General features: G+C 69.9%; 25 protein-coding genes. 13 read left to right on the top strand and 12 right to left on the bottom strand.

Going from position 1 to position 23,912, the window contains the following annotated elements:
* Positions 1 to 302: 302 nt before the first annotated feature.
* The gene (locus E3T37_RS01135; protein WP_134365026.1) at positions 303 to 1,559 is read left to right on the top strand and encodes an HNH endonuclease signature motif containing protein; all 1,257 of its coding nucleotides are present in this window, start codon (positions 303 to 305) and stop codon (positions 1,557 to 1,559) included.
* A 22-nt stretch (positions 1,560 to 1,581) separates the two neighbouring features.
* Here E3T37_RS01135 and E3T37_RS01130 read toward each other — a convergent pair whose 3' ends face one another.
* The 5 genes from E3T37_RS01130 to E3T37_RS01110 form a co-directional block, all read right to left on the bottom strand.
* Positions 1,582 to 2,346, bottom strand: coding sequence for a glycosyltransferase family A protein (locus E3T37_RS01130; RefSeq protein ID WP_134365025.1), 765 nt, complete (start codon positions 2,344 to 2,346; stop codon positions 1,582 to 1,584).
* Complete coding sequence (locus E3T37_RS01125; protein ID WP_241985439.1) at positions 2,343 to 3,839, bottom strand: bifunctional PIG-L family deacetylase/class I SAM-dependent methyltransferase; 1,497 nt, start codon at positions 3,837 to 3,839, stop codon at positions 2,343 to 2,345. Before E3T37_RS01125 ends, E3T37_RS01130 begins: the two co-directional genes overlap by 4 nt.
* Positions 3,836 to 4,921 carry an acyl-CoA/acyl-ACP dehydrogenase gene (locus tag E3T37_RS01120; protein ID WP_134365023.1) on the bottom strand — a complete coding sequence of 362 codons (1,086 nt, stop codon included), beginning with the start codon at positions 4,919 to 4,921 and terminating at the stop codon, positions 3,836 to 3,838. The genes E3T37_RS01125 and E3T37_RS01120 overlap by 4 nt, the downstream gene beginning before the upstream one ends.
* Before the next feature lie 74 nt (positions 4,922 to 4,995).
* On the bottom strand, positions 4,996 to 5,490 hold the full coding sequence (locus E3T37_RS01115; RefSeq protein WP_134365022.1) for a Dps family protein: 495 nt from the start codon (positions 5,488 to 5,490) through the stop codon (positions 4,996 to 4,998).
* Positions 5,491 to 5,591: 101 nt separating this feature from the next.
* Entirely contained in the window at positions 5,592 to 6,956 is a 1,365-nt protein-coding gene (locus tag E3T37_RS01110; protein ID WP_134365021.1) for a GAF domain-containing serine/threonine-protein kinase, read from the bottom strand.
* Between the two features lie 113 nt (positions 6,957 to 7,069).
* On the opposite strand from E3T37_RS01110, the gene E3T37_RS01105 reads away from it, so the two are divergent.
* The 3 genes from E3T37_RS01105 to E3T37_RS01095 all read left to right on the top strand — a co-directional run bounded on the left by E3T37_RS01105 (position 7,070) and on the right by E3T37_RS01095 (position 9,267).
* Positions 7,070 to 7,723 (top strand): DUF4232 domain-containing protein, encoded by a 654-nt coding sequence (locus E3T37_RS01105; RefSeq protein ID WP_134365020.1) that lies wholly within the window; start codon positions 7,070 to 7,072, stop codon positions 7,721 to 7,723.
* 242 nt (positions 7,724 to 7,965) lie between these two features.
* Positions 7,966 to 8,169 (top strand): dodecin family protein, encoded by a 204-nt coding sequence (locus E3T37_RS01100; protein WP_134365019.1) that lies wholly within the window; start codon positions 7,966 to 7,968, stop codon positions 8,167 to 8,169.
* 435 nt (positions 8,170 to 8,604) lie between these two features.
* A complete protein-coding gene (locus tag E3T37_RS01095) occupies positions 8,605 to 9,267 on the top strand; it encodes a YitT family protein (protein WP_241981031.1) in 663 nt (220 codons plus the stop codon).
* Between the two features lie 120 nt (positions 9,268 to 9,387).
* On the opposite strand, the gene E3T37_RS01090 is transcribed toward E3T37_RS01095, so the two are convergent.
* Positions 9,388 to 10,557 (bottom strand): M20/M25/M40 family metallo-hydrolase, encoded by a 1,170-nt coding sequence (locus tag E3T37_RS01090; RefSeq protein ID WP_241976122.1) that lies wholly within the window; start codon positions 10,555 to 10,557, stop codon positions 9,388 to 9,390.
* A 112-nt stretch (positions 10,558 to 10,669) separates the two neighbouring features.
* Between E3T37_RS01090 and E3T37_RS01085 the strand changes: the two genes are divergently transcribed.
* On the top strand, positions 10,670 to 11,464 hold the full coding sequence (locus tag E3T37_RS01085) for a CPBP family intramembrane glutamic endopeptidase (RefSeq protein WP_241978682.1): 795 nt from the start codon (positions 10,670 to 10,672) through the stop codon (positions 11,462 to 11,464).
* Positions 11,465 to 11,519: 55 nt separating this feature from the next.
* Here the strand turns inward: E3T37_RS01085 and E3T37_RS01080 are convergent, their stop codons facing one another.
* On the bottom strand, positions 11,520 to 12,770 hold the full coding sequence (locus E3T37_RS01080; protein ID WP_160141073.1) for a serine hydrolase: 1,251 nt from the start codon (positions 12,768 to 12,770) through the stop codon (positions 11,520 to 11,522).
* Positions 12,771 to 13,016: 246 nt separating this feature from the next.
* Between E3T37_RS01080 and E3T37_RS01075 the strand changes: the two genes are divergently transcribed.
* A complete protein-coding gene (locus tag E3T37_RS01075; protein ID WP_134365016.1) occupies positions 13,017 to 13,880 on the top strand; it encodes a hypothetical protein in 864 nt (287 codons plus the stop codon).
* A complete protein-coding gene (locus E3T37_RS01070; RefSeq protein ID WP_134365015.1) occupies positions 13,877 to 14,521 on the top strand; it encodes a PadR family transcriptional regulator in 645 nt (214 codons plus the stop codon). Before E3T37_RS01075 ends, E3T37_RS01070 begins: the two co-directional genes overlap by 4 nt.
* Positions 14,522 to 14,567: 46 nt before the next feature.
* On the opposite strand, the gene E3T37_RS01065 is transcribed toward E3T37_RS01070, so the two are convergent.
* On the bottom strand, positions 14,568 to 14,834 hold the full coding sequence (locus tag E3T37_RS01065) for a hypothetical protein (RefSeq protein WP_166787122.1): 267 nt from the start codon (positions 14,832 to 14,834) through the stop codon (positions 14,568 to 14,570).
* A gap of 42 nt (positions 14,835 to 14,876) precedes the next feature.
* Here E3T37_RS01065 and E3T37_RS01060 point away from each other — a divergent pair, with 42 nt between their 5' ends.
* The 5 genes from E3T37_RS01060 to E3T37_RS01040 all read left to right on the top strand — a co-directional run bounded on the left by E3T37_RS01060 (position 14,877) and on the right by E3T37_RS01040 (position 18,757).
* Complete coding sequence (locus E3T37_RS01060; RefSeq protein WP_134365013.1) at positions 14,877 to 15,317, top strand: MarR family winged helix-turn-helix transcriptional regulator; 441 nt, start codon at positions 14,877 to 14,879, stop codon at positions 15,315 to 15,317.
* 81 nt (positions 15,318 to 15,398) lie between these two features.
* Positions 15,399 to 17,522, top strand: coding sequence for an APC family permease (locus E3T37_RS01055; RefSeq protein WP_134365012.1), 2,124 nt, complete (start codon positions 15,399 to 15,401; stop codon positions 17,520 to 17,522).
* A 2-nt stretch (positions 17,523 to 17,524) separates the two neighbouring features.
* Positions 17,525 to 17,947, top strand: a complete 423-nt coding sequence (locus E3T37_RS01050) for a CrcB family protein (protein WP_134365011.1) — start codon at positions 17,525 to 17,527, stop codon at positions 17,945 to 17,947.
* Positions 17,944 to 18,318, top strand: a complete 375-nt coding sequence (gene crcB / locus E3T37_RS01045) for a fluoride efflux transporter CrcB (protein ID WP_134365010.1) — start codon at positions 17,944 to 17,946, stop codon at positions 18,316 to 18,318. The genes E3T37_RS01050 and crcB overlap by 4 nt, the downstream gene beginning before the upstream one ends.
* A gap of 178 nt (positions 18,319 to 18,496) precedes the next feature.
* Complete coding sequence (locus E3T37_RS01040; protein ID WP_134365009.1) at positions 18,497 to 18,757, top strand: DUF3073 domain-containing protein; 261 nt, start codon at positions 18,497 to 18,499, stop codon at positions 18,755 to 18,757.
* Positions 18,758 to 18,877: 120 nt separating this feature from the next.
* Here E3T37_RS01040 and purM read toward each other — a convergent pair whose 3' ends face one another.
* The 3 genes from purM to E3T37_RS01025 form a co-directional block, all read right to left on the bottom strand.
* Complete coding sequence (gene purM / locus E3T37_RS01035; protein ID WP_134365008.1) at positions 18,878 to 19,981, bottom strand: phosphoribosylformylglycinamidine cyclo-ligase; 1,104 nt, start codon at positions 19,979 to 19,981, stop codon at positions 18,878 to 18,880.
* A complete protein-coding gene (gene purF, locus E3T37_RS01030; RefSeq protein ID WP_134365007.1) occupies positions 19,978 to 21,588 on the bottom strand; it encodes an amidophosphoribosyltransferase in 1,611 nt (536 codons plus the stop codon). The genes purM and purF overlap by 4 nt, the downstream gene beginning before the upstream one ends.
* A gap of 93 nt (positions 21,589 to 21,681) precedes the next feature.
* Complete coding sequence (locus tag E3T37_RS01025; protein ID WP_241994515.1) at positions 21,682 to 22,146, bottom strand: hypothetical protein; 465 nt, start codon at positions 22,144 to 22,146, stop codon at positions 21,682 to 21,684.
* Between the two features lie 184 nt (positions 22,147 to 22,330).
* On the opposite strand from E3T37_RS01025, the gene E3T37_RS01015 reads away from it, so the two are divergent.
* Positions 22,331 to 23,326 carry a ribokinase gene (locus E3T37_RS01015; protein WP_134365004.1) on the top strand — a complete coding sequence of 332 codons (996 nt, stop codon included), beginning with the start codon at positions 22,331 to 22,333 and terminating at the stop codon, positions 23,324 to 23,326.
* A gap of 118 nt (positions 23,327 to 23,444) precedes the next feature.
* Here E3T37_RS01015 and E3T37_RS01010 read toward each other — a convergent pair whose 3' ends face one another.
* Positions 23,445 to 23,804 carry a sterol carrier family protein gene (locus E3T37_RS01010; RefSeq protein WP_134365003.1) on the bottom strand — a complete coding sequence of 120 codons (360 nt, stop codon included), beginning with the start codon at positions 23,802 to 23,804 and terminating at the stop codon, positions 23,445 to 23,447.
* Positions 23,805 to 23,912 lie beyond the last annotated feature (108 nt).

Below are 23,912 nucleotides of genomic sequence, written 5' to 3'. Positions count from 1 at the left end.
CGCGGTGCAGGTCCGGCAGTACGAGGTGCGAGCTTTCCCCGGCGAGCGAGTCGTGGAGCCGGACGGATCCCGAGGCAATGCGGTGCTCTCCCGCCCCACTGAGAGCGGTTGCGGATGAGCATGGTCGACGAGTTCGATCACCCGCTGGTCGCACTGGGTTCCCCCGTGCGTGCTCACGTCCGGTACCGGATCCGGCGCGGGTGAGAGCCTGCTCTCGTCCTCCACAAAAGCAGCTTGATCAAGTTATCCACCGGCTTTTCCTGTTCTCAGGGGATGTCGGAGGGTGCGCCTAGAGTCGAGGCATGTCCACCACCGTGAGCACCACCCAGGAGCAGCTCGGGCTGCTCTTCGACGCCGTTGCGGCCGCCGATCGGGTGATCGCGCAAGGCTTCGCCCTGCGGGCCGATGCCGTGGAGGCTGCGCGCCGCTTCAGTGAGGCGCACGCGGCGGAGATCCCGCGGGGAGCGCAGTCCCTCTGGGACCAGACGGAGATCGCGAGACGGGAGCTCTCCAGCGAACTGGCCGTGACGCTGCGGATCCCGGAGCGCACCGCGGAGACCCTGCTCGCGGAGAGCCGGGCCCTGGCCGAGGACCTCCCCGCGACGCGGGCCGCACTGAGAGACGGTCTGTTCAGTTACCGGCACGCGCAAACGATTCTTGGGCAGGCCTGGTCGATCCCCACCGAGGGGCTCGCCGCCTTCGAACAGGCCCTGCTGCCCGCTGCGCAGATCCTGACCGTTTCGAAGCTCAAGCACAAGGCCAGGCTGCTCCGGGAACGGCTGCACCCGGAGACGATCACGGCGAGGCACGCGCGGTCGATCGCGGAGCGGTCCTCGTGCGTGCAGGCGGAGGCCGACGGGATGGCGACCCTCTACCTGACGACGGGCGCGGAGCTGGTGCAGGCGATCTTCGCCCGCGCCAACGACCTCGCCGTGAGCCTGCAGGGCCTCGGCGAGAAGCGCACGCTCACGCAGGTGCGCACAGACGTGATCAGCGACCTGCTGATCAACGGAGTCACCCCGACCGGCGTCGGCACCGGCGTCAAAGCCACCGTGCACGTGACCGTCCCGGTGATGACGCTCCTCGGGCACAGCGAGGAACCCGGCTACCTGGAAGGGTACGGACCGATCGACCCCGCGACGGCGCGGGATCTGGCATCGCGGGCGCCGAGTTTCACCCGGCTGCTCACCCACCCGGAGACGGGCGTAGTGCTCTCGGTGGGCCGGGACCGGTACAAGACGCCCAAGGCCATGCGCCGATTCCTCCGCCTCCGTGACGAGACCTGCCGTTTTCCGGGTTGCCATCGGGCGGCGAGGGGTGCGGAAGTCGACCACAGCCACGACTGGGCCCTGCTCGGCGAGACCGCGCACGACAACCTCGCACACCTGTGCAAACCCAACCACGCTCTGAAAACCCAGACCCGGTGGACCGTCACCCAGCAACCGGGCGGCATCCTGACCTGGACGTCCCCAACGGGTCGGGACTTCGTCACCGAGCCCGCCACCGTGCTCCCGACCGGGCCGCCGACCGCAGATCCCCCGGACGACGCGCCGTTTTGAGGGCACCGCCGTTTTGAGGACTCTAGAGCGAAACGTCTGCCGCGTCGGGCAGCACACCGACCCGGGCCCCCGCCGCCTGGTCACGCAGATAGCCGGCGAATCCCGCCGGGGCGCGCCCGGCGAGCCGACCGGAGGTGAGCACGGGGATCAGTTCGGTACGAATCTCGCTCACCCCGAGGCGGCGCAGCGCCGAAACCAGCCGCACATCCTCGTTCCCGTCGACGAGGGCGAATTCGCCGGCCTGCAGGTACCGGTCGGCACGCACCCCGAGGTTCGCGCCGTGCACATGGGGGTGCCCTTCTACCAGCCGGTGCGCGGCGTCCCACAGTTCCCTGCCTCCGTCGGACAGCCGGTCGTCAGGCACCACGGTTCCCAGCACGAGATCGACGGAGTTGCGGGCGAAGGCGAGCTGCGCGGTCAGCCAGTTCGGCGGCACGGCGGAGTCGGCATCCGTCGTCGCGATCCACGTCGCGGTGGAGAAGTGGGTCAACGTCGGGAGCAGGTGCCGCGCCCCCGCCCGGCGGGCAAGGCCGACGCCGCCACCGTCCGTGCTGATGCTCGCGAACGCAGGCCAGTCAGCAGCGACCTCGGCCGTGCCGTCGCTGCACCGGTCGAGCACGACCACGACCTCGATCACGGGCGGCGCCTCGCCTGCCACGCGGGCGACCTCCCCGACCGCCACGGTCAACGCGGCCAGGCACCGTGGCAGGAGCTCCTCCTCATCACGGGCCGGGACCACGACGATGACCCTGTCGATCGCCTCGCCGACCGCCCCGCCGACCGTCACGGTGTCAGGCCTTCGCGTTGCGCGACCGAGCGCGTCGGCGCGGCTTCGAACACCTCGAGCAGGAAGTCGCGTTCCCGATGCTCCACCGTGCGCTCGAACCCGGCCAGCCTGCCGAGTTCTGCGTGCACCTGGTCGCCGTTCAACGGATACTCGGGCACCGGATGCCTCCAGTGGCAGGCCACGATCACGCCACCGGGTGCCATGCTGCCGCGGCATCGCCGGAGCACCTCGCGCAGCTCCACCGCCGAGAAGTAGTAGCCGACCTCGGAGAACACGATCAGGTCGAAGCTGCCCTCCGGCCACTCGGCGGGCAGGGTGCGCCGGGCGAAGGTGACGCCGGGGTGTGCGGCCAGCCGGGCTCGGGCCTCCCGCAGCGGCTGCTCCGCGACGTCGACCGCGGCGACGGTGTCGCACCGGTCGGCCAGGCCGGCCGTGAGGACGCCGATCGAGCAGCCCAGTTCCAGCGCCGCCCGGAATTGTTTGCGAGGCAAGGCCGCCAGGGTCAGGGATCGCTTGCGCTCCTCGTACCACCGGGTCTCGAACCCCCAGGGGTCACGCTTCCCGGCGTAGAACTCCTCGAAGAAGGCACCGGACAGGCTCGGTTCGACCTCGACCTCGACCTCGACCTCCATCTCCATCTCGATCTCCATCTCGATCTCGATCTCCATCTCGATCTCGATCTCGATGAAGGTCTCATACCCGCGTTCGAAGTGCGCGGCAAAAGCCGCCTGGATGATCGGTTCGTCTCCGGTCAGCCCGGAGAGCGGCTGCACCTGGCTGACATGCAGGGCCATCGCCCGGGTCTTACGCCGACGGTCTTCGGGTGCCAGCTCCAGGGTGCGAATCACGCCGTCCGACCAGACCGGGTCCCCGGGCGTGGACCAGTGCCAGGCCCAGATCGGGTATGCGAAGAGACTGACGCCCCGGCCGCGAGCGGCGTGGCAGGCGGCCTCTGCCGCCGCAGCGTGGTCCGGATGTCCGTCCAGCGTCCAGGGGGCGACCAGCCAGGTTCCCGGTCCGTCCGAGCCGATCTCGGCGGAAATCGCTCGGGACGCCTCGTCACGATGCCCGGCCAGGGTTCCGTCGGGGAGGTCGAGCAGGCGCACCAACGCCGAGGGTGCCAGCGCTGCGATGGCCGCCGTCACCTCGACCCGGCGCAATGCCGCGAGCCGCGCGGGGTCGTGCGTGCCGGACCCGGGATGGGAGGCCTCACCGTTGGTGAGCACCACGACCGTCACCGGGACTCCGGCCCGCCCGGCCCACGCGATCAGCCCGCCGGCGCCGAGGGTCTCGTCGTCGGGGTGCGCAGCGATCACGACGAGCCGGAGCAAGTCGTCGACGCACAGTGCCTGCACCGGCGGTGCCGGCGACAGTGGTCCGGATCCGGGGGCCACCGAGCCGACGGATGCCGCTTCACCCGCTGCGACGGCCTCCCGATGCGCCGCCGCCCACAGGTTCTCGGGCGTGCCGGCATCCGTGTGGCTGAAGCTCACCACGGGGATACGCCGGCATCCCGCAGCCGGCGGCCGAGCGCCGCGTCGTCCCGTTCGGCGTGGTGCTGGCGCACGTACAGCTGCAGATCGGAGACGCGAGCGGAGTGCCGGGCCTCGAGGGCGAGCGGTGCGGGGCCGAGCGCGTGGCCGGTTCGAGTGATCACCTCGTCGACCGTGCGCGCGACCTGGCCGCGCACCCGCGCCGCGAGGAGGGCGCCCTGCTCCCCGGCGGCATCCCCGGCGTCGATCGCGGCAGCCGCGTCAGTCAGGGAGACCCCGGCTGTCGTCAGCGCGAGGTCGAGGGCGCCCAGGTGCGCGAGCGCGATCTGATCGGGTTCCCGCTCGAGCACGGACTCCCAGACCCGCCTGGCCACGCCGACGGCGCCGCCCCACCAGCAGGCCGCGACGCCGATCCCACCCCAGGCGAAGCCCGGTCGGCGGAGGTACCAGCCGTCGTCCCCGACCGGCCGGGCCCGGACGCCCCGGAACTCGACGGGTCCGCTGGGTACGGCCGGGAGCCCTCGACCCACCCACGCCTCCGTGTGGACGGTGATCCCGGGGTCGGCCAGGTCGACTTCGAACAGCCTCCGGGTGGTGGCCGAGGTGTGTGCCGTGACGAGGGCGTGGCTGAGCGAGCGGGCGAGCGAGCACCAGGGTTTCGTGCCGTCGAGCTGCCACGACCCGCCGCCGGCCGCGCCGGCCGGCCGCGCGTCGAGCCGGCTCCCCGCGCCTTCGGCGGCGAAGACGCCCCAGCTCGATTCCGTGGTGCCACCGCCGACGAGCCCGGCCGGGTCGACGCCGGCCTGGTCCAGGATGGCGAGCGCGTCCAGGTGCGCCTCGACGACCCGCCCCGCCGTGAGGTCTGCCGCGGCGAGGGAGGCCAGCGTCTCGAACAGCCGGCGCGTCTGCCCCGATCCCGGCCGGGGAACACTGCCGCCGAGCGCGCGGGCCAGGTCCAGGGCCCGCGCGGCGTCACCGTTCACGGCACAGGCCGCCGTCGCGGCATCGCGCAGACCGGCCTCCGCCGTGCGCTTCCCGATCGGGGTCAGCCAGACCGGTTTCGCGCTCTCGATCCGCGTCACACCGACCCCCTGTGTCGTGCCGACCGCGCCGAGTCCGCTCGCCGGCGCGTTGAACTGAAGCTCAGGCTTGTGCCTCAGGCCTTGCCGACCGGCTTGGTCGGCGCCTTGGCCGTGGGCTTGCGTGGGGTGCGGTTCTCGGCGCTGACCATCCAGGCGTACTGTTCCAGCTTCTCGATGAAACCGTGCAGGATGTCGGCGCTGGTCGGGTCTTCCTCGTCGACCGCGTCGTGCACGGCACGGATGTTGTCGACCGTCGCGTTCAGGCGGTCGGTGATCAGGCCGACCGTCTCGGCGGTGTCCACCTCTCCGGCCGGGAACTTGGCCAGGTGGGTGGTCGCGGTGACCGTCTCGCTGCGTCCGTCCGGCAGGGAGTCGAGTGCACGCATCCGCTCGGCGAGTTCGTCGGAGAACAGCCGGGCGTCGTCGATGATCTCATCGAGCTGCAGGTGCAGGTCGCGGAAGTTCTTGCCGACGACGCTCCAGTGCGCCTGCTTGCCCTGCACGTGCAGCTCGATCAGGTCGACGAGCACGGATTGCAGGTTGGAGCCGAGTTCTGCTGATGCCTTCACGGTGTTGCGCCCCTCTCAGATGGGGGAAACACGTCTCGGCCGCTTGCCAGCCGGTGCCCCCGTTTGGATTCAGACAGCACTGTATCAGGTGCCCATTCGAACTAGTGGTGGACTGCGCGGCGGCTTTCGAGGCGGAGTTCGAGCTCGTTCATCACGAGCGCGGCCAGGTCTTCGAGGGTGGCGATCTCCTCCGCTGTCACCGTTCGTGGCTCGTGGTCCAGCACGCACAGAGTGCCCAGGTTGTACCCGTTCTGGGTCGTCAGCGGAACGCCGGCGTAGAACTGCAGGCCGAACCCCTCGGCCACGAGCGGGTTCGCCAGCGCGCGCGGATCGCGGCGGGCATCCTCTATCAACCACGGGCCTTTGGAGAGAATGGCCGACGCACAGAGCCCGGGGTCGCGCGGGATCTCCTTGAGGTCGAGTCCGTGATGTGCCTTGAACCAGATTCGGTCGGTGTCAACGATGCTGACGATGGCGATCGGCACGGAGAACACCCGCGCGGCGAGGGCTGCGATCCGGTCGAAGGTGCCGTCCGGAGGGGTGTCGAGAATCTCGAGGCGGGCCACCTCGTCGAGCCGCTGGGGTTCATCGGCGTCCAGGTGGTGAGTCTCCATGACGCGGTGCCGGCCGGTTTCGGCGATGACAGCCTGCCGCAGGGCGAGCACGACATCCGCGGCGGGCGGGCGCTGCTCGGGGTCGCGTGCCAGCATCGACGTGAGCAGATCGCGCCACGCCGGAGCGAGGGTCTCCGGCATGGCCGGATCCCGAAGGAGCCTGGCCACGGCCGACTGGACGGGCTGTCCGGGAAACGCCGTCTCGCCGGTGAAGCATTCCAGGAGCACGAGTCCCAGGGCGTAGATGTCGCTGGGAGGGCCCACCCGGTCGCCGCGGGCCTGTTCGGGGCTGAGGTAGGCGGCCGTGCCGGTCGTCAGGCCCTGGTTGGTCATCCGCGCGGCGTCCGGGAACAGGGCGATGCCGAAATCGGTGAGCCTGGCCCGCGTTCTCGAATCGGAGCTGTATTCGGCCAGGAGAATATTGGCCGGTTTGATGTCACGGTGCACGACCCCGCGGCCGTGGATGTAGTCCAGGCCCTCGGCGAGGTCGTAACCGACCTGCGCGATGTGGCGGGTGGACAGCGGGTCCTGGTCGAGCCTGCGCCGGAGGTCCGCCCCGGCCACGAGTTCCATCACCAGGTAGATCCGCGGCCGCCCGGCGTCTGCGCGGTGCACGCCGACGTCGAACAGTGTGGTCACGCTGTGGTGGTTCAGGCTCGCCAGGACGTTGATCTCCGCTTGCTGCCGTGCGATGTCGATCTCGGTCGCGGCGGCGGCATCGAAGATCTTGATCGCGACGTCCCGGCCCAACCGCTCGTCGGTGGCGCGGTAAACCGAGGCCATGCCGCCACGGCCGATCAGGTCCTTCAACCGGTAACGGCCGTTCAGGAAACCCGGTGATCCCTCGGTCATCGGACCCCCCTTTTGAGGATTAGTCTAGGACACCCGCGAGGACGATTTCTCACATCATTCGCCACACTCATCTCCGGCGGGCGCCGCTGGCCCGATGGTGCCACACTGAGGCTATGACGGGGATGCGGAGTCTCGGGCGGGTACAGGCAACCTGGCTCGAGTGCGCTGCGGTGGTTCTGGTGCTGGCCGGATGCGCGGCGCCCGCCCGCGGCCCGGTCGGCGGTTCCCAGTCACCGCGTTCGACCACGGCGGCCACCCCGACGGCGACGACCACTCCGACCGCCTCAGCGGCGCCGACCGCGACGCCGACCACGCCACCCCGCGCCGAACCGGGCGTCTGTACCCGCGACCACCTGGCGCTGTCGCTGCAGGCCCGGCCCCATGACAGCGGCATGAGCAGCTTCTACTGGGACCTGCGGCTGACGAACACCGGCTCGGTGGAGTGTTCGGTCCAGGGCTACCCGGTGGTTACTCTGATCGACTCCAACTCCGGTGAGACGATCGGGGCGGTGTCCGGCGTCGAAGAGAGCACCGTGAGCGTTGTGCCGGTGGCGCCCGGCGCATCCGCTTACAGCCTGCTGCACCTCACGCAGGCGGGCGCGCACCCGGATTGCGCGATCGTGCCGGTCACCGCCCTCGCCGTGACCCTGCCGGAGTGGGACGCGGCCGAGCGTGTGGCCACGCCGAACCCGATCGAGGGTTGCAGCGACGACAGCACGGTGCTGGTGCGCACCCGACCGCTGGCCCCCGCCCCCGTCTCGTTCTAGCGCAGCGACTCAGCGTTCCCGGCCGCCCTCGCCCGGAAGGTTGGGCACCGCGCCCGCCCCCAGGCTCGTGCCTCTAACCAATTCGACGGAGATTTTGCTCCCCGGAGCCTGTTTTGGACCGAAACAGCCCGATTTCGGCAAAATCTCCGTCGAATTGGTGCGGGCGCGGATCGGCGGATCGGCGTACCCTCAGCGGCACGAAGCCCCATCAGCCCGAGTAATCCATGTATAGAGGAGCAACCATGTCTGTGGCACGCGTGACAACACTGAGCGTCCGGTCCGAGAAGTCATTCGAGGATGCCGTCTCGGCCGGGATCGAGCGGGCCCACAGGACCCTGCGCGGCATGTCCGGGGCCTGGGTCAAGGAGCAGAAGGTCGTCGTCGACGACGGCAAAATCACCTCGTGGGACGTCGTCATCGAAGTGACTTTCGTCCTCGAGGACTAGCCCGGCGGTGAGGACACTCCGCAGCCCACGCCCCTAACGAATTCGACGGAGATTTTGCTCCCCGGAGCCTGTTTTGGGGCATGACGGCCCCAAATCGCCAAAATCTCCGTCGAATTGGTGCGCGCGGGGCGGAGTTGACTGCGGCGCTACTGCAGGATGGCGGGCACCTCGGTCAGCCGGCGAGTGATGATCAGTTGGTCGAGAACGGGTGTGCTGACCAGGCCGGGGTCCGCATATGCCGGAAACCGCATGAACTCGCCAAAGACACGATTCGGGCCACCTAACGAATTCGACGATGTCCTCCTCGCTGATCAGCACCGTGCCCTGGCCGGCGGCGGCGAGCACCCGCTGACGCCCTCGGCCGGCATGGCATGATTTGGCCGGTCGGGTTGCGGAATTTGGCGACAGGCCAATAGTGCCATTGGATGGTGTTCCATGACCCGTCGTCTCACCCAGCTGCTCATCGGCCTCTTCCTGTACGGCATCGGGATCGCGCTGATCGTGCGCGGCGGCATCGGCGTCGCCCCCTGGGACGTGCTCACGCAGGGCATCGACAGCCGCACCCACCTCGGCTTTGGGCTCGTCACCATCCTGATCAGCGGTGTGGTGCTGCTGCTCTGGATCCCGATCCGGCAGAAGCCCGGCGTCGGCACCGTGCTGAACGCGCTCCTGGTCGGACCGGCAGCGGATGTCGGCCTGCGACTGATCCCGGCGGACCTCGACCTCTGGCTACGCGTGCTCCTGTTCGCGGCCGGCCTGCTGACTCTCGCGGTGGCAACCGGCCTCTACATCGGCGCACACTTCGGCCCCGGCCCGCGCGACGGGTTGATGACCGGCCTGCACAAACGCACCGGCTGGCGCATCTGGATCGTGCGCACCGGCATCGAGGTCATCGTGCTCGGCATCGGCTGGGCCCTCGGCGGCAACGTGGGCATCGGCACGGTTCTCTTCGCGGTGCTCGTCGGCCCGCTCTGCCACTGGACCATCCCGCTCTTCGCGATCACCCTCCCGGCCGCCGCCGCGGACCCCCGGCTCGAGGAGGCCCTCGAAGGCGACACGACCCCCACGGAACCCTCGATCGACAGCCCCGCCAACTGACGCCCCGCCCCACCGGCCGCGAGAGCCGCGAGAGGAGGAAGGGGGACGGGAAGGGGGACGGGCAGGGGGACGGGCAGGGGGACGGGCAGGGGGACGGGCAGGGGGACCGGGCGCAGCCGCTCAGCCGCAGAAGTCGGCGATCGTGCCGGCCAGCATATCGGTCAGCCGGTAGACGGATGCCTCATCCGCCCACTCCGTGTCGGCGTGCGCGCCGCCGCCGGCCACGCCCACGACCAGGCACGGGATGCCCGCCTCGTGGATCAGTCCCGCGTCGGTCCAGAAGGGCTCGCCGCGCACCGTCTGGCTGTGGCCGAGCACCCGCTCGGCCTGGGCGCTGAGCGTGCGCACGATCGCCCAGGCCGGGTCGGCCTCGAACGCGGCCCGGGCGACCAGCCGGGTGAGCCGGTAGGCGAAGTCGGGCACGCCCGCCGCGAGCCGGTCGAGGAGGCCCCGGAGTTCGGCCTCGACTGCGTCGGGGGTCTGCCCGGGCAGCGTGCGCCGCTCGATCGTGAGGGTGCAGACCGCGGCGACGGTTGCGGCATCCGTGCCCCCGGTGATGGTCGAGACCCGCACGGTGCCGTGACCGAGCAGCGGATGCGCCGGCGCCGCCTCGATCTCCGCCCGCAGCCCGTCGAGGGCGGAGAGCACCAGCCCGGCGTGCGCGATGGCGTCGACGCCCCGCTCCGGCTGGGAGCCGTGGGCGGCGAGTCCGGTGAGCTCAACCTCGAACCAGGCGAAGCCCCGGTGCGCGAGCGTGAGGCACAGTTCGCTGGGCTCGGCCACGATCGCCGCGTCGGCGCGGAACCGGGCCAGCGCCTCCTCGGTGCCGAGGCTGCCGAACTCCTCGTCGGCGACGAGGGTGACGAGCACGTCCCCGGCGAGCGCGGACACCCCGGAGGTCCCTCCGCTCGTGGCGCGCGCCGCCGCGACGAGGATGGCGGCGACCCCGCCCTTCATATCGAAGGAGCCGCGCCCGAACACGCGTCCGTCCCGCCGTTCGCCGGCGAACGGGTCGCCGAGGTAGCCGCCGACCCCGACGGTGTCGAGGTGGCCGTTGAGCATCAGGGATCGCCCGCCGCCGGTGCCGCGTCTGAGCCCGACGATCGTGGGGCGCCCGGGGTGCCGCTCGAGGCGGTGCACCTCGAACCCGTGGCCGGTGAGCCAGTCGGCGCACCAGGCCGCGATCATACGTTCGCCGGCCGCGCCCGGCACGAGGTCGGGGTTGACCGAATCGATGGCGATGAGCGCCTGCATCACGGCGACCGGGTCGGGTCCTGGCTCTGGATTCACACCCCCAACCTAGCGGCCGGGTGCGCCCCGCCCACCCGTTTGCGAGAGCGGTTCGGTACCATGTGGCATGCACGATGGCGCGGCACCCGAAACGACGACTTCGGCCCCACGGATGGCCCCGCGCGCCTCCTGGGGACTGCTGCCGGCGGCGCTGCTCTCGGCCTCGGCCGTGCTGCTGTTCGGTCTGCGCGACCCGGTCTCCGGCTACACCGTGCTCGCCGCCGCGGTCGGGCTCGCCTTCCTGATCGACCGGGCCCTGTTCCGGGACCTGCTTCTGATCGCGGTCGGGCTGCTGATCATCAGCACTATCTCGGTCGAGGCCCACATCAGCTACCCGAACATGGCCCTGATGGGCAGCGTGCTCACCCTCTCGGTGCTCGTGCCGTACCTGGCCTCGCGCTACCTCTACCGCGACCACGCCATCCGGTTCCCGATCCGCACCGGCCAGCGCTGGACCGCCCTGGAGCGCTGGTACCTGCCGCTCGTGGTGCTGCTGGGCTACCTCATCCTGCCGACCTATTTCATTCGGTCGGGGGCGTACCGCAACTGGCCGACGGTCACCGCTCCCGACGAGATCGCCCGGCTTTTCGTGGGCGTGGGCTTCGTGGGCATCTGGGACGAACTGTTCTTCATCTGCACGGCGTTCGCCCTGCTGCGCCGGCACTTCCCCGACTGGCAGGCGAACCTGCTGCAGGCCGTCATCTTCACCTCGTTCCTCTGGGAGCTGGGCTACCAGAGCTGGGGCCCGCTGATGACCTTCCCGTTCGCGCTGCTGCAGGGCTACACATTCAAGCTCACCAAGTCACTGACCTACGTCGTGTGCGTGCACCTGCTGTTCGACCTGGTGGTCTTCCTGGTGATCGTGCACGCGCACACGCGGGACTGGCTGCCGATCTTCGTCTACTGAGACTGAGACTGAGACTGAGACTGAGACTGAGACTGAGACTGAGACTGAAGCTGAGCTACCCCGCGGCCGCCGCCGGAACCGGGCACACCGTCCCCGCCTCGAGGTCGGCCCGGGCCGCGTCCTCCGACCAGGGCAGGGTCAGCGGCTCCCGGTCCGTGCCGGCCGCCGTGGCCGGGGTGGCGATGGCGGCCAGCTGCCGGGCCAGCGCCAGGGCGAAGTTGCCTCCGGCGGTCGAGTTGTTCAGCGCGACCACCACCGTCAGACCCCCGGCGGGATCGGACAGGGTCGCCGAGATGAATCCGGGGATCGCCCCCGCCCGCCCGCGCAGCGGGCCCAGCTGCTCGGCGCCCAGGCCGTAGCGCCGCCAGGCGGGAGCGTTGGCGTCCTGCGCCACGGTGGACCACTGGACCTCCACGGATGCCGGGCCGAGCACACTGCCCACGGCGAGCACGTCCGCCCACGTGCGCATGTCCGCCAGTGTCGAGACGACGCCGCCGGCCACACCGGTCATCGAGATGGACAGCTCGGTGTCGTCGAGCATGATCTCGCAGTTCGGCTGGCCGTCCGTGCTGCGCTGCGTCGCGTAGCCCTGCGGATGCGCGCCGGGGATCTGCAGGTCGTCGGCAGCCGGGAACGAGGTGTCATCCAGGTTCAACGGGTTGAAGATGTACTGGCGGTAGAGCGCGCGCCAATCCTTGCCGGTGGCCTGCTCGAGCGCCATGCCGAGCAGAACGATCCCGGTGCTCGACTGCACCCAGGTGCCACCCGGCGCACCCGTCCGGGGCGCGGACAGTCCATTCGACACAAGCTCCAGCGCCGGCCAGGAGCGGGTCGGGTTGTTCACGAACTGAGCCGTCTGTTCCGTGTCCTGGCCGGCCAGACTGGACGTGTTCTGACACAGCTGGCCGAGGGTGATGTCCCCGACGCCGACGAGGCGGCCCAGGTAGGTGGCGACCGGGTCGTCGAGCGCGACCGTGCCCTCCTCCACGAGCCGGAGTAACACGGTGCAGGTCATCGCGGTGGTGTTCGTCCCGATCCGGAACCGCATCTCCGTGCTCATCGCCTCCGTGCCGCCGATGGTCGTCGTCCCCGGCGCGGCCTCCCATTCGCCGGTTCCGTCGGCCCAGACGCCCACCACGGCCCCGGATGCCCCGGACCGGCCGATCGCGTCGGCCACGGCCGCGTCCAGGCGCTCGGTGACATCGACCGTGAATGCCCCGCCTTTCCGGTGCCCGCCCCCGCCGGCGTCCGGTGAACATCCCGACAGGACGCCCGACACCACGACGGCTGCGACAACCAGCGCCACCGGCCTGATCGATCTGCGCCGGCGCAACCTCCCCCTGCGTGCTCCGATGCGATCCCCCATGAAAATTTCCACTGCATTCCCCCCATGCCTGCCTCCAGAATGCCTCATCCGGGCACCGCGAACCTGACCGCCACACTTGCCATTCACAGAAACGCGATATATCTTGATTCGAACACGTCGCGATATATCGCGACAAACCTGTGGGCATCCGCTTCACACGGATGCCGCGGCACGAAGGAGAATTCAATGGCCCTGGAAAAATGGCTGGTCACCCCTGGACAAACCAAGGTGATCGATATCGAGCTGGTGCGCAATCTCAAGGTGGGCATGATCGGCGGCAAGATCGACGTCATCGGCCACGACGACCCGGTGACCCGGGTTGAAGTGCACAGCGTGAGCGGCAAGGATCTCAAGATCTCGCTCGACGGCGACACCCTGGAGATCGACCACCCCCAGCTGCGCTGGGACAACTTCATCGAGGTGTTCGCCTCATTCCGCGGCACCGCGAAGGCCGACGTCAGCATCATGGTCCCCCGCGACGTCGCGCTGAAATTCGGCGTGATCACGGCCGACGCCCTGATCTCCGGGCTCCGCAACGGCGGCCGCGTCAGCACTGTGTCGGGCGACATCGTGGTCGACGGGGTGACCGGCGACCTCGAGCTCAATGGCGTGAACGGCGAGATGCAGGTGCGCAACCACGACGGCAGCATCGTCGCGCACACGGTCTCCGGCGAGATCACGGCCAGCGGCGACATCCGCAGGTTCAGCCTCGACGGCGTCACCAGCGATGTCTTCCTCGACATCGAGGGCACCCCGGATTCCATCAACACGAACACGGTCAGCGGCAACCTGACCGTGCGCCTCGGCGCGGACGTCGGGACCAAGTACCACCTCAATACCGTGTCCGGCACCCTGCAGCTCGACGACCAGACGATCCGCGGCACCTTCGGCAAGGGCTACGAATCCAGCACCGGCGTGCTCGACGGCAGCTGGCTCGACCTGTACGCCAACTCGGTCTCCGGTGACATCTCCGTGGTGCGGCGGAGCGCCGAGGCCGGCGGCCCCCAGGGCGAGTCCGCCGCCGACACGGCCGGGGAGGTGTGGGAATGACCCCCGTCTTCGCGCACGGCAGCCTGCGCCTCTACCTGCTCAGCCTGCTGGCCGAACAGCCCCGGCACGGCTATGAGCTGATCCAGGCGCTCAGCGACCGGTTCGGCGGAACCTATATTCCCAGCGCCGGAACGATCTACCCGCGCCTGGCCAAGCTGGAAGAGGAAGGCCTGGTCACCAAGTCGACGGACGGCCGTAAGACCGTCTACGAGATCACCGACGCCGGACGCGCCGAACTGCTCGCCCGCCAGGGTGAACTCGACGCGATCGAGACCGAGGTCACGGACTCCGTTCGGCGGCTGGCCGATGAGGTGCGCTCGGGAGTCACCGCGGCGATGAAGAGTCTGCGCGCCGACCTGGCCTCCGCCAAACGCCAGGCCAGGGGAGAGGGTCCCGTCCGGGGAGCCGGCGGCACAGGCACGAGCGGCTCCGGAAGCACCGGTCCGGGCGCGGACCCGCGGGCCGAGTCGAGTCGCGCCATCCACGAGGCCGACATGGTGTTGAACGAATTCCGTCAGCAGCTGCGGGCGGACCTGCGCGGGCAGGCCTCCCGCTCGCTGGTGCCCACCGACACCGTGCCGGAGCTGCGCCGCCGCCTGGCCGAGGTGCGCGAGGGCATCCTCGCCTCACTCTCCCGCTGAACCACCTCTGCCGCTGAACCCGTGCGGGCCGCCGCGCAACCCGCCGTCAGGCGGAGCGCTCGGCGACCTGCTCGGGGGTGGGGTGGTGCACCTGCGTGCGCTCCCCCGAGCGGTCGATCTCGTGCAGGGACATCAGGGCCCCGCAGATGGGGCAAACCGATCGGGCCTGCGTCGCCTGCACCTCTTCTGCACTGACCGTGTCGTACGGCCCGAGGGGCGGCGGGCCGATCCAGGGCAGGAGCCGGCCGTTGAGGCGGGCGATGACGCCGGCCAGGCCGCGCTCGGCGCGCGGCTTCTTGTTAGTACGTGTCATAATCATTAGTGTACTAACTAAAGCCGATGGAAGGTTGCCCGAGTGACGGATGCCGCCGACCTCCTCCGCCTCGAGGACCAGGTCTGCTTCGCGCTGGCGATCGCGTCGCGCAGCGTGATCTCGATCTACCGCCCGATCCTCGAGCCCTATGGGCTCACCCATCCGCAGTACCTGGTCATGCTGGCGCTCTGGGGGCGCAGCCCCCGCTCGGTGAAGGACCTCGCCGTGGAGCTCCGCCTCGAGCCGGCCACCCTGTCGCCGCTCCTGAAGCGGCTGGAGGTCGCCGGTTTGGTCACCCGGGAGCGCAACGAACACGACGAACGCGTGCTCGACGTATCCCTCACCGACGCCGGGCGCCTGCTGCGCGAGGAGGCCCGCACGATCCCCCCGCGCATCATCGACAGGCTCGGAATGAGCATGGATGAACTCGATGTTCTGCGCCGGTCGCTGTGGCGGGTTATCGAGGCGTCACACACGCACTGACCCCGCGCAGGCGACACGCCGCAGGGTCGGCACTCTGTCACTGTTTTGTCAGAAGTGTGCAAGGGAGTAGTGTCGACCCTCGTGACTCCAGAGGTAAGCCCCCCGGCACCAGAAACACGATCACCGAAACGGTGGATCATCGGCGACCCTCTCTCGACGGAGAAGCTCGAAGGCCAGTTGCTGCCCAAGCACCTCGCCCTGCCGATCTTCGCGAGCGACCCGCTGTCGAGCGTGGCCTACGCCCCGCAAGAGCTCCTGATGATCCTCACCCTCGGCGGGCTGGCCTTTCTCAGCTTCGCACCGTGGGTCGCGGCCGTCGTCGTGCTGCTGCTCGTGGTGGTCACCGCCTCCTACCGCCAGCTGATCAAGGCGTACCCGTCCGGCGGCGGCGACTACGAGGTCGCGCACAAGAACCTCGGCGAGAAGGCCGGCCTGGTCGTCGCCTCCGCCCTGCTGGTGGACTACGTCATGACCGTGGTCGTGTCGGTGGCCAGCGGCGTGGATAACATCATCTCCGCCCTCCCGGGACTCGCTCCCTTCCGGGTGGAGTTCGCCGTCTTCTTCGTGATCCTGCTGGCGGCGGTCAACCTGCGGGGTGTGCACGAATCCAGCAAGGCGTTCGCCATCCCGACCTACCTCTTCATCGCGAGCGTGCTCCTGATGGTCGTCGTCGGTCTCACCCGGGTCGCCCTGGGCGACACCCCGATGGCCGAATCCGCGGGCTACGAGGTGGAGGCCCAGAACCTCGCCCAGTCCGCGTTCATCCTGCTGCTGCTGCGATCCTTCGCCAGCGGATGCAGCGCGCTCACCGGCGTCGAGGCGATCGCCAACGGGGTGCCCGCGTTCAAGCATCCCAAGGTAAAGAACGCCCAGCGCACGCTGGTGCTCATGGGTGGCATCGCCATCACGCTCTTCGTCGGGCTGACGACCCTGGCCCTCTTCTCCAAGGTGCACTACGCGGAGAACCCCTGCGACTTGATCGGCTGGCAGGAATGCGCCACCTCCCCGCAGCGCAGCCTGATCGCGCAGATCGCGGCGGCCACCTTCGGCAACAACTCGATCATGTTCTTCGTGCTGCAGGCCGCGACCGCGGCCGTGCTCCTCCTGGCCGCCAACACGGCGTTCAACGGCTTCCCCCTGCTCGGCTCGGTGCTCGCCAAGGACTCCTACGCGCCGAAGTCGCTCAGCACCCGCGGTGACCGCCTGATCTACTCGAACGGCGTGCTGCTGCTCGCGTTCTTCGCCTGTGTGATCCTGGTCATCTACCAGGCCAACCTGACCGTGCTGATCCAGCTGTACATCATCGGCGTCTTCGTCTCCTTCACGCTCGGGCAGACCGGCATGGTGCGGCACTGGCTGTCCCTGCTCAAGACGAACCCGCCGAACCGGGCATCCATCGTCGCCAGCCTGTCCATCAACGGTTTCGGCGCCCTCCTGACCGGGGTGGTGCTGATCGTGGTGACCATCACCAAGTTCACCCACGGCGCCTGGCTCGTGTTCGTGCTGATGCCGGTGCTGTTCACCCTCATGCTCGGCGTCAACCGGTACTACCGGGACGTCGCCAAGGAAATCGAAGTCGACTCGGAGACGACGTTCGGCTCCCAGGGCGACCACGCGATCGTGCTGGTGGGCAAGATGCAGAAGCCCGTGCTCAAGGCACTCGACTACGCGATCGCCGCCCGGCACGAGAGCATCGAGGCCGTGCACATCTCGATCGACAACGAGGAGACCAAGGAGCTCAAGCGCGCCTGGGTGAAGCAGAACATCCAGGTGCCGCTGCACATCGTGCAGTCTCCCTACCGGGACATCAGCTGGCCGTTGATCAGCTACATCAAGGATCGTCGCGAGGACCACGGCTCCGAGGTCGTCACCGTGTACACGCCGATCTACATCGTGGGGCATTGGTGGGAGAGCCTGCTGCACAACCACAAGGCCCGGCGGCTGCGCCAGAAACTGATGCTCGTGCACGGCGTCACCATCGCGCTCGTGCCCTGGCTGCTCGACTCCTCCGAGCTCATCTACGGGCGGCGCTCACGCCCCGTGCCCGGGCAGGACCGGCGCGGCGAGCCCGTGCGTCCCCGCCCGATCCCACGGCGACCGCTCGCCCCGGCCACCAAGGAGATCCCGGTCAGGCAGTCGGCCGTCGTGGGCGTCACCCCGCCGAAGTCGCGGCCGTCGGCCGCCCGCCGGCGAAAGCGAAAGTAGCCATGCTGCGGCTGGGGTCGGCCGTCTTCCTGGGCGGAATGGCCGGCACCGGCCTCCGGCTCGGAATCGACCTGGCCCTCCCGCACGCTGACGCCGAATTCCCGGCCGGCACGCTCCTCGCCAATGTCGTCGGCGCGTTCCTGCTCGGCTGGCTGGTGGCCGGCCTCTGGACCCGGCCGGCCGTGCCGTCCTGGCTCAAGGCGGCCCTCGGGGGCGGCGTGCTCGGCTCGTTCACGACCTTCTCCGCCGTGATGGTCTCGCTGGTGGCGCTGGTCTCCGCGGGTTTCTCGCCGCTGGCCTGGGCCTATCTCGCGGCCACGCTCCTGCTCGGATTCGCGGCAGCGGCGCTGGGACTCCGGCTGGGCGGCCGGGCCGCGGCAGAGCGCCTTCCACTCGGCGGCACGGATGCCGGGGTCACCCCGTGAGCGTCGGCTTGGTCCTCGGCGTGCTCGTCTGCGGCGGCGCGGCAGCGGTCATCCGTTTCCTGGTGTCCCGCGCCCTGCCGGCCGGCCCCGGACGACTCCCCCTGGGCGTGCTGATCGTGAACGTTGTGGGCGCGCTGGTCGGCGGCGTCGTGCTCGGACTGGCCGAGCGCGCGGCCGTCTCTCTGGAACTGCGCCTGATCCTCCTGACCGGCGTCTGCGGCGGGCTGACCACCTTCAGCACCTGGAGCGTCGAGACGGTCGAACTCCTGCTCAGGGGGCGCTGGCGGGCCGGCGCGGTCAACCTGGTCGGCACTCTGCTGCTCGGATTCCTCGCCTGCGGCGCCGGGTATCTGCTCGCCCGCTCAGGCTGATCCCAGCGCGCGGTCGTACACTAGCGAGTGCGCGGTTTCAGAGCAGTGCACAGCGTCAAGCGCGTCAGTGGGGCCTGCGGGTCATCATGCTAAACTGACGGCTAGTTTTCACCATTCCGTTCGGCAACTCCCGGGAGATTCACTCCTCACCCGGCCTGGCATCGTTAGGGGGTCACGCATGGGGCGCGGCCGTCAAAAAGCAAAGCACACCAAGGTCGCCCGCGAGCTGAAGTATTTCAGCCCGGACACCAACTACAACGCGCTCGAACGCGAGCTCACCGGGCATCCGGTCGATGACCCGCGCCTCGACGAAGACCTGGCGAAGTGGCCGGAATACGAAGCCGGCAAGCCCGGTAAGGGCTCCGACGATGCTTCTGGCGACGACGACGACCAATACGTCGATCACTACGCGACCGAAGACGAGCAGAAGCGCGCCTAGCCCCGCGCCCCTCCCTGTCGGCCCCCTCCGTCACCGCCGGGCATCATCCGTTCGCGTGTGCGCTCAAATGGCCGCCATCGTTTCATCGATGGCGGCCATTTGAACGCACGCGGCGACCGACTAGTTCGCGTAACCGCCGACTAGGCGCACGGCCCCGCCGTTGACGCCCTTGACGCCCTGCTCGAAGCCCGCGAGGTCGTGCGGCGCGGTCGACACGCGGCCGGCGACCCAGGCCGCGATCCCGTCGGCGGCGAGGCGTGCGATCACGGATGACGCGGCATCCGCCGAGACGACGGCGAACATGCCCACACCCAGGTTCCAGGTTCCCTCCGAGCTCTCCAGCGAGGCGCCCGCCATGTCGCTGAGCACCCGGAAGACGGGGGACGGGGACCAGGTGGACCGGTCGACCTCGACCCAGGCCCCGAGCGGGAGCACGCGGGCGAGGTTCGCCGCGATGCCGCCGCCGGTGACGTGGCTGAGCGAGTGCACGACGCCGGCCAGTTCGGGGTCGGCCAGCACGCTGAGCAGCGGTCCGGTGTAGAGGCGGGTCGGCTCCAGCAGCACCTCGCCGACCACGCCGCCGAGCTCGGCGGAGGTGTCGGTGTAGCCGATGCCGCGCTGTGCGAGGATGTGCCGCACGAGCGAGTAGCCGTTGGAGTGCAGCCCGGAGGAGGCCATCGCCACGACAACGTCGCCGTGGCGCACGTTCTCGGCGCCGAGCACCTGGTCGGCCTCCACCACGCCGGTGGCGGCGCCGGCGACGTCGTAGTCGTCCACGCCGAGCAGGCCGGGGTGCTCGGCGGTCTCGCCGCCGACGAGGGCGGTTCCGGTGTCGGCGCAGGCGCGGGCGATGCCGCCGACGATGTCCGCGATGCGTTCGGGGACGACCTTGCCGCAGGCGATGTAGTCGGTCATGAAGAGCGGGCGGGCCCCGACCACGACGATGTCGTCGACGACCATCCCGACCAGGTCCTGGCCGATGGTGTCGTGCTTGTCGATGGCCTGGGCAATCGCGACCTTGGTGCCGACGCCATCCGTGGACGTGGCCAGCAGCGGGCGGCGGTAGGAGGTGAGGAACGATACGTCGTAGAGGCCGGCGAAACCGCCGAAACCGCCGAGCACCTCGGGGCCGTGCGTCTTGGAGACGGCGGCCTTCATCAGGGAGACGGCCAGGTCGCCGGCCGCGGTGTCTACTCCGGCTGCCGCATATGAAGCGTTGCTCATTCTTGTCTTCCTGGATCGCCGATCGGGGACTTGCCCTGTTTGACCAGGGTTTCTTCGTGAAGAGGGTCGAGGTCGAGGCGCTCAGCGGGGTCGAGCAGAGGCTCGAATTCCGAGTCGGGGCCCGGGTCGCATCCATTCGAGGCTGCGGCGGGTCGTTCGAGCAGGTTCTTGCCCAGGTGCGCCGAGTCGGGCAGCGGGATCGGGTAGACGCCGGTGAAGCAGGCCGTGCACAGGCGTTCGGGCGGCTGCTCGGTGGCGGCGATCATGCCCTCGGGTGACAGGTAACCGAGCGAGTCGGCGCCGATGGCCTGGCGCACCTCGTCGACGCCGAGGCCGGTCGCGATGAGTTCGGCCCGGGAGGCGAAATCGATGCCGTAGAAGCAGGGCCAGGTGATCGGCGGGCTCGAGATGCGCACGTGCACCTCGGCGGCGCCGGCTTCCCGCAGCATGCTGACCAGGGCGCGCTGGGTGTTGCCACGCACGATCGAGTCGTCGACGACGATCAGGCGCTTGCCCTTGATCACGGCCTTGAGCGGGTTGAGCTTGAGCTTGATGCCGCGCTGCCGGATGGTCTCGGACGGCTGGATGAAGGTGCGTCCCACGTAGGAGTTCTTCACCAGGCCCTGGCCGAACGGGATGCCGGAGGCCTGCGCATAGCCGATCGCGGCCGGCGTGCCGGATTCGGGGGTCGGGATGACCAGGTCGGCCTCGACCGGGTATTCCTGGGCCAGGCGGCGACCCATCTCGACCCGCGCCTCGTGCACCCCACGGCCGGCGATGGTCGTATCGGGGCGGGCCAGGTAGACGTATTCGAACACGCAGCCGGCGGGCTTCGCCTCGGCGAAACGCTGCGTGCGCAGGCCGTCCTCGTCGATGGTGATCAGCTCGCCCGGCTCGACCTCGCGCACGAAGCTGGCGCCGACGATGTCGAGGGCGGCGGTTTCGGAGGCGACGACCCAGCCACGCTCGAGGCGGCCCAGCACCAGCGGGCGAACGCCCTGCGGGTCGCGGGCGGCGTAGAGGGTGGTCTCGTCCATGAAGACGAGGCAGAAGGCGCCGCGGAGGCGGGGCAGCACCTCGAGCGCCGTGGCTTCCAGGGTGTGGTCGAGGTCGCCGGTGAACAGCGCGGTGATCACGGCGGTGTCGGTGGTGTTGCCGCGGGCGAGCTCGCCCTCCACCTTCGGGTAGCGCTCGTGCACGAGCTGCAGGAGTTCGGCCGTGTTGGTGAGGTTGCCGTTGTGGCCGAGGGCGACCGTGCCGCCCGAGGTGCGACCGAGGGTCGGCTGCGCGTTCTGCCAGCTCGACGAGCCGGTGGTCGAGTAGCGGGTGTGCCCGACGGCGATATGGCCGATCAGGGTGCTCAACGCGGCCTCGTTGAAGACCTGGGAGACCAGGCCCATGTCCTTGTAGATCAGGATCTTGGAGCCGTCACTGGTGGCGATGCCGGCCGATTCCTGGCCGCGGTGCTGCAGGGCGTACAGGCCGAAGTAGCTGAGCTTGGCCACCTCTTCGCCGGGCGCCCAGACACCGAAGACGCCACAGGCATCCTGCGGCCCCTTCTCACCGGGAAGAAGATCGTGACTTAATAGTCCGTCGCCACCAGCCAAAATGGATGCCTCTTTTACTGTCAGTGCTCTGAGTTCTTAGGCTCCGAGAATCGCGTGCTCTGAGTTGTGCGGGGCTCTGAGATTCGTGCGTTCTCAGTTCTGGTCGGAAAGACGGGAGCCGGATGCGGAATCCGGTGCCCCGGCGTCGCGCAAACCTTGGGCGTTCAGTCTACCGACGACGACCGTGCGGGCACGGCGGCCGATCACACGGTCGATCACGATCGCGGCGACGGCGCCGACGGTGATGCCAAGGGCGATGCCGGCGAGCAGCAGGAATCCGAAGACCTGGGCCGCGCCGAATTCGGCGTTCGCCGGGAAGGCGAGGGTGAGGATGAAGGCGGTGATCGCACCGATCACGGCCCCGAGGATCATGAAGTTGAAGTAGCGCGGCGAACGGCGCACGGTGACGCTGGCCTTGTCGACCACGGTCTCGCCGACCACGGTCTCGCCGGCTCCGGACTCGACGGCTCCGGACTCGACGGCTCCGGACTCGCCGGCTCCGGACTCGCCGGCTCCGGACTCCGCGGACAGGTGCTCGGGTTGCTGGGCTGAAGTCACCTCCCTATTCTCGCACGGGCGCGCGGGACCGAGGCTGGGCGTTCCCCGGGCGGCTGCGGCCGCCGCGTGATCCCGCGATCTATCGCGCGTGCGCCCAAGTTGTCGCCTTGCCGAGGCGGATAGCGGCAGGTGGGGCGCACGCGTGGGCACCTGCGCTCAGCCGGGCGGATGCGAGACTGGTGCGGTGAACAGGATCGCGGTACTCGGTAGCGCCAACGTGAACCTCGTCGTGCGGCAGCCGCGGTTGCCGCGGCCGGGTGAGACGCTTTTCGGAACCGGTTTCAGTTCTGAGCCCGGCGGCGCGGGACTGAACCAGGCGGTCGCCGCAGCCCGGCTCGACGCGGGGGTGGACTTCCTGGGGATGGTCGGCGAGGACGCACACGGAGAGCAGATCCGCCGGCTGCTGGCGCGCGAGGGGATCCCGGACGACGGGCTGGAATCAGCCGTCGAGCCGACCGGCACGGCGCATACTGCCGTCGTCGACTCGGGCGAGAACTCGATCGTCGTCGTTCCCGGCGCCAACGCCGCACTGACCGCGCTGAGCCGCACCCAACGCGAGGCGATCGAGCGCGCGGCGTTCCTGATGATGCAGTGCGAACTGCCCGTCTCGGCGCTGGTGGAGGGACTCGCGGCGGCGCGGGCAGCCGGAGTCTTCACGGTGCTCACCCCGGCGCCGGTGGTGACACTGCCGGACGGGTTCCTCGACCTGGTCGACCTGATCGTGCCGGGCCGGCTCGAGGCCGCCGCCCTCACCGGCCAGAGCGACCCGGTGCGGGCGGCCGAGCTGCTCAGCGCCGGCGGCACCTGGGCGATCGTCACCCTGGGCGCGGAGGGCTCCGTGGTCGCGTTCGACGGCTCCGTGCTGGGCCTGGCCCCGGCCCGTCCGGTGCGCGCCGTCGATACGACCGCGGCCGGCGACACGTTCGTGGGTGTGCTCGTCGCCCAGCTGGCCGCGGGCGCGGACCGCGGCGCGGGAGCCGGTGGCGGCGATGCGGGTCGAGGTGCTGGCGTTGGTGCGGGTGGTGCCGGTGGTGCGGCCATCGGCGGGCGGTCCATCAGCGCGACGGCCATGATCGATGCGGTGCGCTGGGCGACGGTCGCATCGTCCGTGGCGGTCACACGGCCGGGCGCGACGAGTTCGATGCCCACCCTCGCTGAGGTCACCGCGATCCTCGCCTGACAGCCTCCCGCGCACCCCGCGCTCCCCGACCCCGTCACAGTCATGGTCACGAGAGCGGGCGGGAGAGCGGCTCGAGCGGAACTCGAGCGGGTCTGCCGGCGGGACGGGGCAGCGCGGACTAGAGCAGCGGGAGGTGCGCGGCGAGGTCGGCCCGGCTCCCGGACGCGTGGATGCGCCCGGTCGCGAGCCCGTCGGGCCAGGCCAGGGTGCCGGTGACGAGGGCGAGCCAGGTGGCGGCATCCGTCTCGACGACGTTCGGCGGTGTGCCGCGGGTGTGACGCGGCCCGGCGATGCACTGCACGGCGCCGAAGGGCGGCACCCGCACCTCGAGGGTGTTGCCGGCGGCCTGCTCGGCCAGCAGCTGCAGCGTGTAGCGCACTGCGAGCGCACGGATGTCCCGGCTCGCCGCCGCCTGCTCCGCCGCGAACGCGCGCACCGCCGCGCGTCCCGCCCCGTCGTCGATCCTCGCTCGTGCCATGCCTCCAGTCTGCCGCGTGCACGAGCCGCTCAGTGCCCCCGCGCGCTGCTCGGTGCCCCCGCGTGCACGAGCCGCTCAGTGCCCCCCGCCCCCCGCGCTGCGCCGCTG

The organism is Cryobacterium sp. TMT2-10 (genome assembly GCF_004403075.1).
Taxonomy (GTDB): Bacteria; Actinomycetota; Actinomycetes; order Actinomycetales; family Microbacteriaceae; genus Cryobacterium; species Cryobacterium shii.
Note: the sequence above shows the minus strand (reverse complement) of the source record. Positions and strands in the feature narration are given on the sequence as shown.

Coding starts and splice junctions, on each gene's coding strand:
- E3T37_RS01135 (WP_134365026.1), top strand. CDS start 303: ATGTCCACCACCGTGAGCACCACCCAGGAGCAGCTCGGGCTGCTCTTC.
- E3T37_RS01110 (WP_134365021.1), bottom strand. CDS start 6,956: ATGACCGAGGGATCACCGGGTTTCCTGAACGGCCGTTACCGGTTGAAG.
- E3T37_RS01105 (WP_134365020.1), top strand. CDS start 7,070: ATGACGGGGATGCGGAGTCTCGGGCGGGTACAGGCAACCTGGCTCGAG.
- E3T37_RS01100 (WP_134365019.1), top strand. CDS start 7,966: ATGTCTGTGGCACGCGTGACAACACTGAGCGTCCGGTCCGAGAAGTCA.
- E3T37_RS01095 (WP_241981031.1), top strand. CDS start 8,605: ATGACCCGTCGTCTCACCCAGCTGCTCATCGGCCTCTTCCTGTACGGC.
- E3T37_RS01085 (WP_241978682.1), top strand. CDS start 10,670: ATGGCCCCGCGCGCCTCCTGGGGACTGCTGCCGGCGGCGCTGCTCTCG.
- E3T37_RS01075 (WP_134365016.1), top strand. CDS start 13,017: ATGGCCCTGGAAAAATGGCTGGTCACCCCTGGACAAACCAAGGTGATC.
- E3T37_RS01070 (WP_134365015.1), top strand. CDS start 13,877: ATGACCCCCGTCTTCGCGCACGGCAGCCTGCGCCTCTACCTGCTCAGC.
- E3T37_RS01065 (WP_166787122.1), bottom strand. CDS start 14,834: ATGACACGTACTAACAAGAAGCCGCGCGCCGAGCGCGGCCTGGCCGGC.
- E3T37_RS01050 (WP_134365011.1), top strand. CDS start 17,525: ATGCTGCGGCTGGGGTCGGCCGTCTTCCTGGGCGGAATGGCCGGCACC.
- E3T37_RS01040 (WP_134365009.1), top strand. CDS start 18,497: ATGGGGCGCGGCCGTCAAAAAGCAAAGCACACCAAGGTCGCCCGCGAG.
- purM (WP_134365008.1), bottom strand. CDS start 19,981: ATGAGCAACGCTTCATATGCGGCAGCCGGAGTAGACACCGCGGCCGGC.
- E3T37_RS01010 (WP_134365003.1), bottom strand. CDS start 23,804: ATGGCACGAGCGAGGATCGACGACGGGGCGGGACGCGCGGCGGTGCGC.